Here is a 15,708-nt window from a genome sequence, read left to right on the forward strand (position 1 = left end):
ATGACGCGCGTACGGGGGCAGGCCCTCTGCCGGGGTCCTGAGCCAGAACTCGACGGGGACGACCCTCGTGACGCGGTCCGTGCCCTGCTCGGGGCGGCGGCCGCCGGTGAGGCAGTGGGAGTGGTCACGGTGGGCCCCGAGGGGCGGGCCGAGACGCAGACGTACCCCCAACTCCTCGACCGGGCACGGCGGTTCCTCACCGGGCTGCGCGCGCAAGGCGTGCGGCCGGGGGACACCGTGGTGCTGTGCGGGCTGTCGCTCGACGTGTTCTTCCCGGCCTTCTGGGGCTGCGTCCTCGGCGGCGCCGTGCCCGTGGCCATCGCCGACCCGCCCGCGGCGGGCTCCGTGGCCGCCGAACGGCTGCGCCACACCCGCGCGTTGCTGAAAGACCCCCTCGTACTCACCGACGCCCCGGGGGCCGCCGCTCTCGCGGGCCTCGACCAGGGCGAGCAGGTCGTCGTCGCCGCCGACTTCCTCCGGCATCCGCAGTCGTACGACCGCCACGAGCCCAAGGCGGCGGACACCGCGCTGCTGATGCTCTCCTCCGGCAGCACGGGCGCGCCGAAGGCGGTGCGGCTCACGCACGCCGGGCTCGCCGACTTCGCGGCCAGTACCCGCCGGACCCTGCCGGTGCGGGCGGGTGACACCTTCGTCAACTGGCTGCCCCTGGACCACAGCGGGGCGTTCCTGCTCTACCACGTACTTCCGGTGTTCGCGGGCTGCGCCAACGTGCACACGCCCACCCGGGCGGTCCTCACCGACCCGCTGCGCTGGCTCGATCTGCTCCACGAGTACCGCGCCCAGCACGGCTGGGCGCCCACCTTCGCGTACCAACTGGTGGCGGACGCGCTCGCCGAACAGACCCACAGGCACTGGGACTTGAGCGGCCTGACCTCGCTGGTGTGCGGCGGTGAGCAGATCACGCTGCCGGTCCTGCGGGCCTTCCTCGACGCCACCTCGGACTTCGGTGTCCGCGAGCGTCACCTCGTCCCCGTCTGGGGCATGGCCGAGACGGTCACCGCGATCACCTACGGACGCCTCGACCGGCCGGGCACCGTGCACCGCCTGGTCAAGTCCAGCCTCGGCGGGGAGCTGCGGAGCGCGGACGCGGACACTCCGGACAGCGAGTGCGTGACCTTCGTCGCGGCCGGTTCGCCCGCCCACGGGACGTCCCTGCGGGTCGTCGACGACGGAGGACGGCCGCTGGAGGGCGGCAGGATCGGGCAGTTGCAGGTGCACTCTCCCATGCGTCTGACGCCGGGCTACGTCGACAACCCGGACGCCGACGCCTCGGCCTACCCCGAGGGCGGCGACTGGTTGGCCACCGGGGACCTGGCGTTCCTCGCCGAGGGCCAGGTCGTCATCACCGGCCGCCGCAAGGACGTGATCATCCTCAACGGGAACAACGTGTACGCCCACGAGATCGAGGCCGCCGCAGCGACCGTGCCCGGGGTACGCGTCGGCGAGGTGGCCGCCTGCGGGATCCCGGACGCCGGCCGCGGCACGGAACGACTCGCGGTGTTCTTCGTCGGCCGGGGGGACGAGGAGGACGCCCGCATCACTCGCCAGGTGAAGGCGGAGCTGTTCACATGCCTCGGCCTGACCGCCACACACGTGCTGCCCGTCCCCGCGGAACGGTTCCCGCGCACACCCGCCGGCAAGGTGCGGCGCACCGAGCTGCGCGACCGGTTCATCGAAGAAGGCCTGCGCGCGGCCCCCCGCGCCGCCGCCGCTCCCCCCGGTGCCGGGGACCGGAGCGATGACACGGGGCGAGCGGTGCGCGAGGAGCTCGCCGCCGTGCTCGGCGGCCCGGCGCCGGTGCACCTGCCGTTCTATGAACTCGGCTTGACGTCCGTGCAGTTGCTCCGTCTGCGGGGACGGCTCGAAGAGCGTCTGGGGCGGGCGATCGCCGACACCGCGGTGTTCGAACACCCCACGGCTGACGCGCTCACCGAGCACCTCAGCGCGCACCTCGCCGAGCAACCAACCCCGCCACGAACGGGGCACGCGCGCCAGCCCGAAGAGGCCGGGAGGGGCGCAGACCAGCGGGTCGCGATCATCGGGATGGCCTTGCGCTTCCCCGGCGCCGACTCGCCGGACGCCTACTGGCAGAACCTACGTGACGGCGTCGACTGCCTCACCGTCTTCGACGAGGGCCGACTACGGGCCGCGGGCCTCACGGCCGAGCAGGCGGCGGCCGCCGACCGGGTGCCGGTCGCCGGGGTCCTCGACGGCGCGCTGGACTTCGACACCGACTTCTTCGGGCTCACCCCCAAGGAAGCCCGGCTCACCCACCCGGCACACCGCCTTTTCCTGGAGTGCTGCCACCGGGCGCTGGAGGACGGCGGTTACGCACTCCCTCAACAGGACACCAGAATCGGCGTGTTCGCCGGTTCGGGCATGCACCTCTATGACCACCAGCAGACGGGATCTCCCTCGTACGCCGACGCCGACGCCGACGGGGACCCGGTCACCGGGATGCAGAGCACGATCGGGCAGCAGCCGGACTTCGTCGCCACCCGGGTCGCCTACCGGCTCGACCTCACCGGTCCCGCCATCGGCGTGCAGACGGCCTGTTCCACGTCACTGGTCGCCGTGCACCTGGCGGCGCAGGCCCTGCTGACCGGTGACGCGGACGTCGCGCTCGCCGGTGCAGCGGCCGTGCACCTGCCGCAGGAGACCGGCTACCGCAGCCACCCCGACTCCATCCTGTCCCCGACCGGCCGATGTCGCGCCTTCGGCGCGGACGCCGACGGCACCGTGGGCGGCAACGGAGTGGCGGCCGTACTGCTCAAACGCCTCGACAGGGCACTGGCCGACGGGGACACGGTGCATGCGGTGATCCTGGGCTCGGCGGTCAACAACGACGGCGCCCGGAAAGCCGGTTACACCGCACCCGGAATGGCCGGACAGGTGGCGGTCGTGCGCGACGCGCTGCGCCGGGCCGCCGTCCCGGCCGACACCGTCACCTACGTGGAAGCGCACGGCACCGGGACGCCACTGGGGGACCCGGTGGAGTTCGAGGCGCTGGGGCGGGCCCTCGGCGAAGACACGGGGCGCACCGCGTTCTGCGCGGTCGGCTCGGTGAAGCCGGCCATCGGACACCTCGACAGCTGCGCGGGCATGGCGGGTCTGATCAAGACGGTGCTGATGCTGCGGCACCGCACCCTGGTGCCGACCCTGCACCTGACGCACCCCAACCCCCGGCTGCGCCTGGAGGACGGCCCCCTGAGCCTCGCCACCGAACTGAGGACATGGACCGTGCCGGACGGGACGCCCCGCAGGGCCGGGGTCAGTGCTCTCGGCGTGGGCGGCACCAACGCCCACGTCATCCTCGAACAAGCCCCGGCCCGGCGCCCCAGGGCCACGTCCAGCAGGCCCGCGCTCGTCCCCGTCTCGGCACGCGACGCCCAGGCGCTGGGGGAGCTGACCGCTCTGCTGAGCGACCGCCTGCGGAACGCGCCGGACACGGGCCCCGCCGACGTGGCGGCCACGATGGGGCGCGGCCGTCCGCACCGCGCCGCACGCACGGCTGTGGTCGGCGCCGACGCCGGTGAACTCGCGCGAGCCCTGGAGCAACCACCGGCCGCCCTCTCCCCGTTCGGACCGCTGACGTTCGCCTTCCCCGGCCAGGGTAGTGCGCGCGCGGGCATGGCCCGTGGGATCTACGACGCGTTCGCCGAGGCCCGTTCGGTGGTGGACCGCTGCGAGCGCCTCTACGCCGATGAGTTCGGCGGCACGCTGCTGCCGCTGCTGCTCGGCGAGAGCGGTACCGGGGATATGGCCAGTACCGGCGATTCGGGCGGCGCGGACGGTGGCGCCGACGGTGACGCGGACCAGGTGTGGCCCACGGAAGTGGCCCAACCCGCGTTGTTCGCCCACCAGGCGGCCCTGCTGGCGGTCTGGCGGGCCTGCGGGGTGCGGCCCGCCATGGTGTTGGGCCACAGCGTCGGCGAGTACGCGGCGCTGCACGCGGGGGGAGCGCTGAGCGTCGACGACGGACTGCGTCTCACCGCTCGGCGGGGTCATCTCATGCAGCGAAACAGCCCGCCCGGCACGATGCTCGCGGTCCGCACCGACCCGACGACCGCCCAGCGCGTCGCCGAGGCCTCCGGCGCCGAGGTCGCCGTGGTCAACGGGCCCCGCTCGCAGGTCCTTTCCGGGACGCCCGAAGCCCTCGACGAGGCGGCGCGCCTGCTGGAGCGTGACGGCATCCGGTGGCGGCCTCTGCCGGTGGACCGGGCCTTCCACTCGGCGGGGCTCGACGCCGCGCTGTCCGCGTTCCGCGCGTCGGCGGCCGACGTGTCGTACGCGCCGCTGCGCGTGCCCCTCGTCAGCTGCCTCGACGGCGAGGTGCGCCCCGCGGGCTGGACCCCCGACGCCTCGTATCTGTGCGCACAGGCACGGCAGCCCGTCCGCTTCGACCTGGCCTTGGCCACGGCGGCGGCCTGGGGGCAGGGCGGCTTCGTCGAGCTCGGCGCCGGGGACACGCTCCGGGGCCTGGGACGGCACTGCCTGCCGGAAAGCCGCTGGCTGCGAGGCCAGGGGGAGGGGAGCGGGGCCGCCGTACAGCAGCGCGGCATGCTGCACTCGCTCGGCGAGCTGTACCGCGCGGGGACGGACCTGGACTGGTCGGCCCTCGCACGCGGCGGGGGCCGGATCCCGCTGCCGGGGCATCCGCTGCGCCGCCGCGAGGTGGCTCCCGCCCGCATATCCGCCGCGGCCGGGGACACCGCGGCTCGGGACACCATGACCCCGGGCACCACGGCCTCGGACACCGCCGTGCCGGTCGCGCACGCGGCTCCGGACGAGCCGATCCTCGTACTGCCCGACGCCGCGCCCCTGCTCGGCATCAGGGAGATGACCGCGGACCAGTTGGGCGCGGACATCGCGGACGTCACGCCGGACCGCTCGTTCTTCGAGCTGGGCGCGGACTCGCTCTCCCTCATGGGGATGGCCAAGGAACTCGATCGCCGCTACGGCGTGCGCGTCCCCGTACGCGAGTTCTTCGATACGGCGGACACGCCGCGCAAACTGGCCGACCGCGTCGCACAGCGGCAAGCCGAGGCGACCGGGCTGCCACCGCGCACCGCTACGTCGGCACTCGAACCGGAACCGACGCCGCGGCCCGCGCAAGCCCCGCCCGCACCCGAGGCGCCCGCCCTCCCGCAGTCCGGTCCGGCAGGGGCCTCACCCGACCTGCACGACCTCTTCGCGCAGCAGCTGGAACTCACGCGGCACTTGATCGACCAGGTGACCGGCGTCGTCAACCGGCAGACGGCGGCCCTCGCCGCCGCCAGGCCGGCGCCACCCGCCGCGCCCGCCGAACCCCTCACCGTTCCCGCTGCCCCACCGGAACGCCCTGTACCGACTGCCCCGCCGGTACATGCCGTACCGGCCACCACCCCGCCGGTATCCGACCTACCGGCCACCACCCCGCCGGTATCCGACCTACCGGCCACCACCGACGCGCCGGACTTCAGCCTCTACTTCTTCGGCGACTACCCGGACGACGCGGCCCACGACAAGTACGCCCTGATCATGCGGGCGGCCGACTTCGCCGACCAGCACGGATTCCACGCGCTGTGGTTCCCCGAGCGGCACTTCAACTCGTTCGGCGCGCTCTTCCCCAACCCCTCCGTCCTCGCCGCCGCCCTGGCGGCCCGCACCCGCCGCGTCCGGCTGCACGCCGGTTCCGTGGTTCTGCCGCTGCATCACCCGGTCCGGGTGGCGGAGGAGTGGTCGGTGGTCGACAACATCTCCGGTGGCCGGGCGGGCCTGTGCTTCGCCAGTGGCTGGCACTCGACCGACTTCGCCCTCGCCCCCGACGCCTTCGGACGCCACCGCGAGGCCATGTACGAGCAGCTGGAGACCGTGCGCCGGCTGTGGTCCGGGGAGGCCATCACCCTGACCGGCGGGGACGGCGAGCCCGTCGACGTCCAGCTGCACCCGAGGCCCCTCCAAGCCCAACCGCCCCTGTACGTCGCCGTGGTGGGCAACCCCGAAAGCTACCGGCGAGCCGCCGCGAACGACCTGGGCGTCGTCACCAACCTGATGGCGCAGACGGTGGAGCAGCTGGCGGAGAACATCGCCCTGTACCGCCGCACCCGCGCCGAGCACGGTCTCGACCCGGCCGCGGGCCGTGTCGTCGTCCTCGTACACACGTATCTGGACCAGGACGCGGCCCGGGCACGCGCCGAGGCGTACCGGCCCTTCGTGTCGTACCTGCGCTCCTCGCTCTCCCTGTTCGACCAGGTCACCAACAGCCTCGGCTTCGACGTGGACCTGGCGAACACCCCCGAGGATGACGTGGAGTTCCTGCTCGGCCGTGCCTACGAACGCTACTGCGACACGCGCGCCCTGATCGGGGACGAGTCGACGGCCGCCGAGACGGTGAGCCGCTTGAGGGCGGCGGGCGCGGACGAGATCGCGTGCTTCGTGGACTTCGGTGTACCGGCGGACAAGGTGCTCGCCGCCCTGCCCCTGCTCGACGGCCTGCGCTCCCGCCGGCGCGACGCCGAAGCGGAGGGGAACGCGCGTCCCGGTGGGCGCAGGCCGCTCACCCCGGCCCAGCGCCGCATCTGGTTCCTGGAGCAGCTGCGCCCCGGCACCAGCATGTACCACGAGCCCAAGGCGATCCGCCTGGACGGGGCGCTGAACACCGACGCGCTGTGCTGGGCCCTCCAAAAGGTGGCCGACCGGCACGCGGCACTGCGGACCGTCTTCCGCGACGCCGACGGCACCCCCTACCGGCAGGTGTTGGAACGGATCACACTCGACTGCCCGGTGGACGACCACACCGGGGCGGGTGAGGAGGAGGCGCTGCGGGCCGCGATGGCCACCGAGGGCCGCCGCATCCTTGACCTGCGCGAGGGCCCGCCCCTCGCGGTGCGGCTGCTGCGCCTCGCCCCCGAGCGGCACCTGCTGTTCCTGCTCGCCCACCACATCGCCTTCGACTCCTCCTCCACCGAGGTGTTCACCCGCGACCTGGCCGCCTACTACCGCTCCTGGCCCGACGGCGAGCCCCGGCTTCCGGCGCTCCACGACGACATCACCGAGGACGTTCCCGACCCGGCGACGGCCGCGGAGAGCCTTGAATTCTGGCGGCGCGAGCTGGCGGACGTACCGGACCTCGACCTGCCCGCCGACCGGCCGCGCCCTCCGGAGCGCACGGGTGAGGGGGCGAGCCTGACGTACACGTGGGACGCCGAACTGACCGAGGGCATCAAGAAGTTCGCCGCGTCCCAACGGGCCACCGTCTTCATGGCGCTGACCGGCGCCATCGGTGCCGTACTCGGCCGCTTCGCCGGGCAGGACCACTTCGCGCTCGGCACCGCGGTCGCGGCCCGGCCCGAGGGCGCCGAGCACGCGGTCGGGCTCTTCCTCGACACCGTTCCGCTGCACCTGGACCTGAGCGGCGATCCGGACTTCGCGACCCTGCTGCGCCGCGTCAGGAACACCAGCACCACCGCGTACGAACACCGGGCCCTGCCGTTCGACGAGCTGGTCGGCGCGCTGGCGCCGCGTCGCGACCCGGGCCGCAATCCGCTCTTCCAGGTCATGGTGGAGTACGAACAGGAGGCCGAGGTCGACTTCGACCCGCCACGCCTGGCCGCGACGCTCCTGGACGTGCCGAGCGAGCGGGCCCCCTTCGACCTCAGCATCTACCTGACGCACCACCGCGCGGGCCTGCGGTTCATGGTGGAGTACGACACGGCACTCTTCGACGCGTCCACCGTGCGCCGTTTCGTGGAGTACGTGGAGCAACTGCTGCGGCGGGCCCTCGAAGCGCCCGACGTCCCGGTCGCCGAGCTGACCGCCCCCTCGCCCACCGACCGCGGCACGCTCGCACGGTGGGGTGGACTGGGGGAGCAGGCACCGTCCGGCCCCGCCAGCCTGCACGGCCTGTTCGAGAAGCAGGCCCGGTCCGAACCGGCCGCGCTCGCGCTCATCGGTGACGAACGTGCCGTCTCCTACGGCGAGTTGGAGGTGCGGGCCAATCGCATGGCCCACCGCCTGCGCCGGCTGGGCGCGGACCGCGGGGAGCGCGTGGCGGTCCTGCTGCCGCGCGGCCCCGAGCTGATCTCCGCGCTGCTCGCCGTACTCAAGAGCGGCGCCGCCTACCTGCCGCTCGATCCGTCCGCCCCGACACGCCGACTGAGCGGGCTGCTCACGGACGGCCGCCCCGTGCTGCTGCTCACCTGTGCCACCGTGCTCGCCCGGCACCCCGATCTGGCCGCCCACGCGCCCGGCGTACTGCTCGCCGAAACCAGCGACAACAGCGACAACAGCGACGACAGCGACACGACGCTCCCGGACACACCCCCCGACGTCGAGGTGCGACCCGAGGACCCGGCGTACTGCATCTACACCTCCGGCTCCACCGGCCGGCCCAAGGGTGTCGTCGTCCCGCACCGGGGCCCGGCCGCCCTGGTGCGCGGGCAGGTGGCGCGGCACAGGCCGCTGCGCACCCTCCAGTGGACCTCGCCCGCCTTCGACATCAGCGTCCAGGAGATCTTCACGACGCTCGCGTCGGGGGCCGCCCTGGTCCTGATCGACGACGAGGTGCGGCACGACCCGGCCGTGCTCACCCGGACGCTGCGCCACCACGAGGTGCAGCGCCTTTACATGCCGAGCACCCCGCTGCGCTACGTGATGGACACGGCGCCCGAACTCCCCGCGCTGCGCGAGGTGGTGCAGTGCGGCGAGCCCCTGCAGGTCACCGCCGCGCTGCAGCGCTTCCTGGCCGGCCACCCGCGGTGCGTCCTGTACAACCAGTACGGCCCCACCGAGACCTCGATCGTCGTCACCTCGCACCGCGTCGCGCCCGAGGGGGAGGAGTGGCCGCCCATCGGGACCCCCGTGCCCGGCGCCCACATCCGGCTCGTCGCCCCGGACGGACGCGAGGTGCCGGTGGGCGCCGTCGGTGAGATCCACGTGAGCGGTGTGCAGGTCGCGCACGGCTACCACGGCCGCCCCGAGGAGACCGCGGCCCGCTTCGTCGACGACGGCACCGGCATGGTGCACTACCGCACCGGCGACCTCGCCCGCTGGCGCTCGGACGGCACCTTGGAGTACCGGGGCCGGGCCGACGACCAGGTCAAGATCAGGGGACACCGCGTCGAACCCGCCGAGCTGCACAGCGCGTTGACCTCCCTGCCCGACGTCAAGGACGCGGCCGTCGTGCCGCGCCGCGACGCGCACGGCGACATGGAACTCGTCGCGTACGTCGTCCCGAGACGCGCCGGGACCGACCTGGCCCGGCTCCGGTCCGCGCTCGCCGCCGAACTCCCCGACCACCTGGTCCCGGGCCGCTGGGTGGCGCTGGAGCGGCTGCCGGTCAACACCTCGGGCAAGCTCGACCGGCGCGGCCTCCCGGATCCCGAGACGGCGGACGCCCCGCACGTCTCGGGCGCTGAACCCGCCACCGCCCGGGAGAAGTCCCTGCACGAGCTCTGGTGCGCCGAACTCGGCACCCGGTCCCTGCCCGTCGACCGCTCCTTCTTCCAGCTGGGCGGGCACTCGCTCGGCGCGATCCGGCTGCTGCACCGCATGGCCGAGGAGCTGGACCTGCACCTGTCGATGGCGGACTTCTTCCGTACGCCGACGATCAGGGGCCTGGCGGCACGGGGCGGTGGCGGGAGCACGGACCCGGACGAGGCGGTCGCCGCCGCCGTCCCCTTGACCTCCAGCCTGCGCCGACTGTGGCGACGCCACCACGGGCGCGCCGACCCGGCCGTCTACAACGTCACCCACCGCCTCGACCTGCAAGGGGAGTTGGACCCCCGCCACTTGGAGCAGGCGCTGTCGGCCCTCGTCGCCCGGCACGACGCGTTGCGCGCCCGGTGCGTCGAGCGGGCCGGGCAGCAGCTCTTCGAGGTGCTTGCCGCGGTACCGGTGCAGGTGCCGGTCACCGATCTGACCGCACACGGCGACGACGCCGGGGCCGTCGCCGACTGGTGCCGGAGCGAGGCGTCGCGGCCCTTCGCGCTGCACCGGGCCCCGCTCTTCCGCTTCCGCCTGGCCCGCCTCGCCGCGGACCGCTGGGTCCTGCTGGCCGTACTGAACCACGCGATCTGCGACGGCTGGTCGATGACCGTGCTCTGGCAGGAGCTGCAGGAGCTGTACAACGCCGCCTGCCGGCACACCGCTCCCGAACTCCAGCCGCCCGCAGCACAGTTCACGGACGTGGCGCGCGCCGAGCACGCTCTCGCTCCCGACCGGCGTCGGGTCCTGGAGGAGTACTGGCGCCGTGAACTCGGCGGGGCGCGGCTGACGTTGGACCTTCCCTACGACCATCCCCGCCCGGCCGCTCTGTCGGGAGGCGGCGCGCTGCACACCCTCACCCTTGAGGAGGGCACGGCCGCGCTGGTCGCCGAGACGGCGGCGGGCCTGGGCACCACTCCGTACGTGATGTGGGCGGCCGCCTTCGCCGCCTGGGCCGCGTCCGTGTGCGGCGGCCCCGACGACGTCGTCCTCGCCGCCTCCAGCGCCAACCGCGCCAAGCCGGGCCGCGAGGGAGTCGTCGGGTTCATCGGTGACGCCGTACTCCTGCGGGCCCGGATCGGTGACGCCGGCGTCTTCGCGGACCTGGTGGACCAGCTGGGCGGCACGCTGTTCAGGGCGCTCGACCACCAGGACCTGCCATTGAGCGAGGTGGCCGGGCTGTTGGAGGAGCGCCTCAGCTCCGCGCTCTTCCCCACGGTGCTGTTCACGGTGGTGACCGCCCGGCCGCCCGCCCTGGAGCTGCACCGTCTGTCCTCCGCCGTCGAAGGTGTCGCCGTGCGCGCGGCGGCCCGCAATGAGCTGTACGTCGTCGTGCATCCCGGACCGGAGAAGACGACGCTCACCTTCGAATACTCGACGGACCTGTTCGCCCCCGCGACCATCGAGGCCTGGATGTCCGACTTCGCCCGGCTCCTGTCGCTGGCGGTGTCCGACCCGAGGACCCCCATGGCGTCGCTCGTGGCGAAGCGACGAAGCGTCAGGGAGGAGGTCTGACCGGGGAGGGTCCCGGGGGGCGGTCAGGCGGTCAGGCGGGCGATCTCCTTCGGATCGAGGCCGGTCAGCTGGGCGATGCGCTGCGCCGGCATCCCCGCGGTCAGGGCCCGGTGCACGAGGGCCTCCCAGTCCTGGGTCGTCTCCCGGAACGCGAGCAGTTCGCTCTCCAGGTCCGTGACGGCTTGAGGCGCGCACTCCTGCTGGACCTTCAGCGCCTCCTCCTCGCTCAGCGGCACCGGCAGCCGCTCGGCGTCCTCCGGGATGAGCGCCTGTGCATCGGCGGGCAGGATTCTGACCTGTTCCGAGGACAGGGAGACCTCGTGGGCTTGCAACCAGCCCTGCACAGCTGGAGTTTCCGTGCATTCCAAGGCGCCGACGGCGGCGAGGGCCGCTCCCAGTCGAGGGTGCCGGTCGGGAAGGAGGAACAGGTATGCGTCATCGGCCATCGCGGGATATCGCCTTCTCGTTCGTACGTCAGCCGGGCACCGATGCCGGGCTCAAGCGAACACGTTCCCGGCGGTCGGCCGGTTCACTCAGACCTACTGACCCCATAAGTGACGGCCGAGCAGGCCGGAAGCACCCGGCGGCCCGGTCTCGCATCGTGGTCACTCTCTGGACCGAGGGGCTGGTCACTGTGTTTACATGCGCGTCATACTTGCGGCTTGCGCGTCCCGCGCACGGCAATGGCGCCGAGCGCTCCGACCGGGCTGCACCGGAGCGAGCGGCGTCCCTGACCGGATCGCCGGTGTCAGCCGTGCCAGAAAGGGCCCCCTTTGACCACGCGACCCGATTCGAAGTCAGCGCTGCCGGCGCTCTCGCAGCTGCTCACCGAGATCGAACACCGCAACCCGGCCCAGCCGGAGTTCCACCAGGCCGCCCGTGAGGTGTTGGAGACGCTGGCGCCGGTCATCGCGGCCCACCCCGAGTACGCCGAAGCCGGGCTGATCGAGCGGCTGTGCGAACCGGAGCGGCAGATCGTCTTCCGGGTGCCGTGGCAGGACGACCGCGGTCGCGTGCGGGTCAACCGCGGCTTCCGGGTGGAGTTCAACAGCGCGCTCGGCCCGTACAAGGGCGGCCTGCGCTTCCACCCGTCGGTGAACCTCGGCGTCATCAAGTTCCTGGGCTTCGAGCAGATCTTCAAGAACGCGCTGACGGGCCTCGGTATCGGCGGCGGCAAGGGCGGCAGCGACTTCGACCCGCGCGGACGCAGCGACACGGAAGTCATGCGCTTCTGTCAGTCGTTCATGACGGAGCTGTACCGGCACATCGGCGAGCACACGGACGTACCCGCGGGCGACATCGGCGTCGGCGGCCGGGAGATCGGCTACCTGTTCGGCCAGTACCGGCGCATCACCAACCGCTGGGAGGCGGGCGTCCTCACCGGCAAGGGCCGGAACTGGGGCGGCTCCCAGATCCGTCCGGAGGCGACCGGATACGGCAACGTCCTCTTCACGGCGGCGATGCTGCGCGAGCGCGGCGAGACCCTCGAAGGGCGGACGGCGGTCGTCTCCGGCTCCGGGAACGTCGCCATCTACACCATCGAGAAGCTGGCCGCGCTCGGCGCCAACGCCGTGACCTGTTCGGACTCCTCCGGCTACGTGGTCGATGAGAAGGGCATCGACCTGGACCTCCTCAAGCAGGTCAAGGAGGTCGAACGCGCCCGCGTGGACACCTACGCCGAGCGCCGCGGCGCCTCGGCCCGCTTCGTGCCGGGCAGGCGGGTCTGGGAAGTACCGGCCGACATCGCACTGCCGTCGGCCACGCAGAACGAGCTGGACGCCGACGACGCCACCGTTCTGATCCGGGGCGGCGTGAAGGCGGTCTCGGAGGGCGCCAACATGCCGACGACACCCGAGGCCGTACGCCTTTTCCAGCAGGCGGGTGTCTCCTTCGGGCCAGGGAAGGCGGCCAACGCGGGCGGCGTCGCGGTCAGCGCGTTGGAGATGGCCCAGAACCACGCCCGTACGTCGTGGTCGGCGGAGCGCGTCGAAGAGGAACTGACGCGCATCATGAACGACATCCACAGCACGTGCCACGAGACCGCGGAGCGCTACGGCGCCCCCGGTGACTACGTGACGGGCGCGAACATCGCGGGCTTCGAGCGGGTGGCGGACGCGATGTCCGCCCAGGGCGTCATCTGACCGGAAGCGCAGCCGCGGGCGGAGGGCAGCGAGCAGGTGCGTTCACCAGGTCCGGGCGCCCTGCTCCCGCCTCGCCCGCGGGCGCATCAGGCCGGGTCGGACCGCCGACCGGCCGCTCCCTCTACGTGGACGCCCAGCCGGTCGGCCACGGAGGAGAGCGCCGGTCCCAGCGGCAGTGCGACCCGTGTGACGGCGTAACGGTCGCCCCGGGTGGCATCCAGGTTGACGATCACCACGGGCTTGCCGGCCTCGGCCGCCTGGCGGACGAACCGCAGCCCGGACATCACCGTCAGCGAGGAGCCGAGGACCAGGAGCGACGCCGCCCCGCGGACCAGGGCGCGGCAGCGCTCGACCCGCTCGGGCGGAACCGCCTCGCCGAAGAACACCACATCCGGCTTCAGGATGCCGCCGCAGACCGTGCAGGGCAGCACGCGGAAGTCCCCGACCTGTTCGTCGGTGAGGTCGGCGTCGCCGTCCGGGTTGATGCCGGCAGCCACCGGCGCAAAGCCCGGATTGGCCTCCTCCAGCCGCCGGGCGAGCTCACCGCGCGGGCTGAACGTGCCGCAGGACAGGCAGACGACCCGGTCCAGGCTTCCGTGGAGTTCCACGGCGTCCCCGCTGCCCGCGGCCTGGTGCAGGCCGTCGACGTTCTGCGTGATCACGCCGGTGAGCAGCCCGTGCCGAGCGAACGCGGCCACGGCCCGGTGCCCGGCATTGGGCCGCGCCCGGCCGAAGGTGCGCCACCCGAGGTGACTGCGCGCCCAGTACCGACGCCGGGCCTCGTGGTCTGCGGTGAACTCCTGGTAGGTCATCGGGGTGTGCCGGCTCAGGCTTCCGCCCTTGCCCCGGTAGTCGGGGATGCCGGATTCCGTCGAGATACCCGCCCCGCTGAGCACCAGCACACCGCCGGCGCCCAGCACATCGACGACTGGCGCCGGATCCGTCGTACCCGGCGGCAGGTCCTCGGCAGGTGTCCAGCTCAGAGTAGGGCGCATACGCATGCCGTCAGGGTACGGAACACCGGCGGTACGGCACCGGCGGTACGGCACTCGCGGTGTGACACTGGCGGATGTGGCGGACAACGTACGGCAGACGGACCGGCGCCTGGAACGGGCCATCCTGGACCTGCTGGAGCGCCGCGGCCCGACCGCGACGATCTGCCCCTCCGACGCCGCACGGGCGGTGTACGGAGGGGACGACGACGGCTGGCGCGCGCTGATGGAACCGGCCCGCCGCGCTGCCCGCCGGCTGGTCACGGCCGGCGAGGTGGAGATCACCCAGCGGGGCCACGCCGTGGACCCGGCGGACGTCCGTGGCCCGATCCGTATCCGCCGCGTCCGCCGCTGACACGCCGCGCGGGCCGGAGCGTGCTCAGGCGGTGGTGCGGAAGGGTCCGGTCACCTCGTAGGTGATGCCGTCGGAGGAACTGCCGGACGTACCGCGCTGGCTGGAGAAGTACAGCCGCTTGCCGTCGGGGGAGAAGGCCGGGCCGGTGATCTCGGAGCCGGACTGGCCGGTGATGCGCAGGAAGGGGGCCACGACTTCGGCGGGGGTGATGACGCAGATCTCCATGTTGCCGCCGTCCTCGGCGACGAACAGGTCTCCCGAGGAGCTGCCGGTGACGTTGTCGACACCGGTCAGTGGCGCGCTGCCGTTGGTGACGAGGCTGTCGTCGTAGGCGAGTTCGTAGGTGCTGCTCCGCAGGTTGAGCCGCCAGACGCGATTGTCGCCCTTGGTGGTGAACCAGACGGTGTCGGAGGCGTAGTGGCAGCCCTCGCCGCCGTTGAAAATCTTGGCGCCGGAGACCTGGTCGCGGGTGTAGGTGGGGGAGCCGTCCGGGTCGGGCACGTTGGTCCAGGTGAAGGAGCCGGTGGTGCCGGTGCCCGCGACCAGTACCTGGAGGGTCCCGGATGACAGGTCGCCCCAGGTGGCCGGGATGAACCGGTAGAAGCAGCCGTCCGACTCGTCCTCGGTCATGTAGATCACCTTGCGCACCGGGTCGGCGGCGGCCGCCTCGTGCTTGAACTGGCCCATCGCGCCCCGGCGCACGGCGGCCTTCGCGCCCCACGGGTCGGTCTCGTAGACGTAGCCGCGGCTGACTTCCTCGCACGACAGCCAGGTGTTCCAGGGGGTGGCCCCGCCCGCGCAGTTGTTACGGGTGTTGGACAGCACCCGGTAGGCGCCCGTGACGGACCCCGACGCGTTGAACTTGACGGCGCTCGCCCCGCCCCCGGTGGCGAGTTCGGAGTTGGATACGTATATCCAGCCCGTGCCGTCGGCGAAACAGGCACCGCCGTCAGGGGCGCCGTGCCACGTGTACGAGGTGCCGGAAACCGTCCGGCCCGAGCGGGCTATGACGCGGCTGGTGAAGCCGGACGGAAGCATGATGCCGTTGGCGTCGGCGGCCAGCAGACCGCCGTAGGGGCCGGTCCCGTTCTGGGCCGGGGCCGCGTAGGCGGCGCCGTGCATGAGGGTGCCTCCGAAGACGGCGGCAGAGGTGCCGAACACCGCACCACGCAGGAAATTGCGACGGTCCACAGATACTCCTACACCGAGAAACGAACGA

At 72.8% G+C, this 15,708-nt stretch carries 6 protein-coding genes; 3 read left to right on the forward strand and 3 right to left on the reverse strand.

Annotated features, from left to right (window positions below; all coding sequences use genetic code 11):
- Nucleotides 1–11,001, forward strand: a complete 11,001-nt coding sequence (locus KKZ08_RS37775; RefSeq protein WP_223778734.1) for a non-ribosomal peptide synthetase/type I polyketide synthase — start codon at nucleotides 1–3, stop codon at nucleotides 10,999–11,001.
- A 23-nt stretch (nucleotides 11,002–11,024) separates the two neighbouring features.
- Here the strand turns inward: KKZ08_RS37775 and KKZ08_RS37780 are convergent, their stop codons facing one another.
- Nucleotides 11,025–11,447 carry a DUF6003 family protein gene (locus tag KKZ08_RS37780; RefSeq protein ID WP_223778735.1) on the reverse strand — a complete coding sequence of 141 codons (423 nt, stop codon included), beginning with the start codon at nucleotides 11,445–11,447 and terminating at the stop codon, nucleotides 11,025–11,027.
- Nucleotides 11,448–11,774: 327 nt separating this feature from the next.
- Here KKZ08_RS37780 and gdhA point away from each other — a divergent pair, with 327 nt between their 5' ends.
- Complete coding sequence (gene gdhA, locus KKZ08_RS37785) at nucleotides 11,775–13,142, forward strand: NADP-specific glutamate dehydrogenase (protein WP_223778736.1); 1,368 nt, start codon at nucleotides 11,775–11,777, stop codon at nucleotides 13,140–13,142.
- A gap of 86 nt (nucleotides 13,143–13,228) precedes the next feature.
- On the opposite strand, the gene KKZ08_RS37790 is transcribed toward gdhA, so the two are convergent.
- The gene (locus tag KKZ08_RS37790; protein WP_223778737.1) at nucleotides 13,229–14,143 is read right to left on the reverse strand and encodes an NAD-dependent protein deacetylase; all 915 of its coding nucleotides are present in this window, start codon (nucleotides 14,141–14,143) and stop codon (nucleotides 13,229–13,231) included.
- A gap of 70 nt (nucleotides 14,144–14,213) precedes the next feature.
- On the opposite strand from KKZ08_RS37790, the gene KKZ08_RS37795 reads away from it, so the two are divergent.
- The gene (locus KKZ08_RS37795) at nucleotides 14,214–14,489 is read left to right on the forward strand and encodes a DUF3253 domain-containing protein (RefSeq protein ID WP_223778738.1); all 276 of its coding nucleotides are present in this window, start codon (nucleotides 14,214–14,216) and stop codon (nucleotides 14,487–14,489) included.
- Between the two features lie 24 nt (nucleotides 14,490–14,513).
- On the opposite strand, the gene KKZ08_RS37800 is transcribed toward KKZ08_RS37795, so the two are convergent.
- Nucleotides 14,514–15,680, reverse strand: coding sequence for an alkaline phosphatase PhoX (locus KKZ08_RS37800; RefSeq protein WP_223778739.1), 1,167 nt, complete (start codon nucleotides 15,678–15,680; stop codon nucleotides 14,514–14,516).
- Nucleotides 15,681–15,708 lie beyond the last annotated feature (28 nt).

Origin of the sequence: Streptomyces sp. 135 (genome assembly GCF_020026305.1) — a bacterium.
GTDB lineage: Bacteria > Actinomycetota > Actinomycetes > Streptomycetales > Streptomycetaceae > Streptomyces.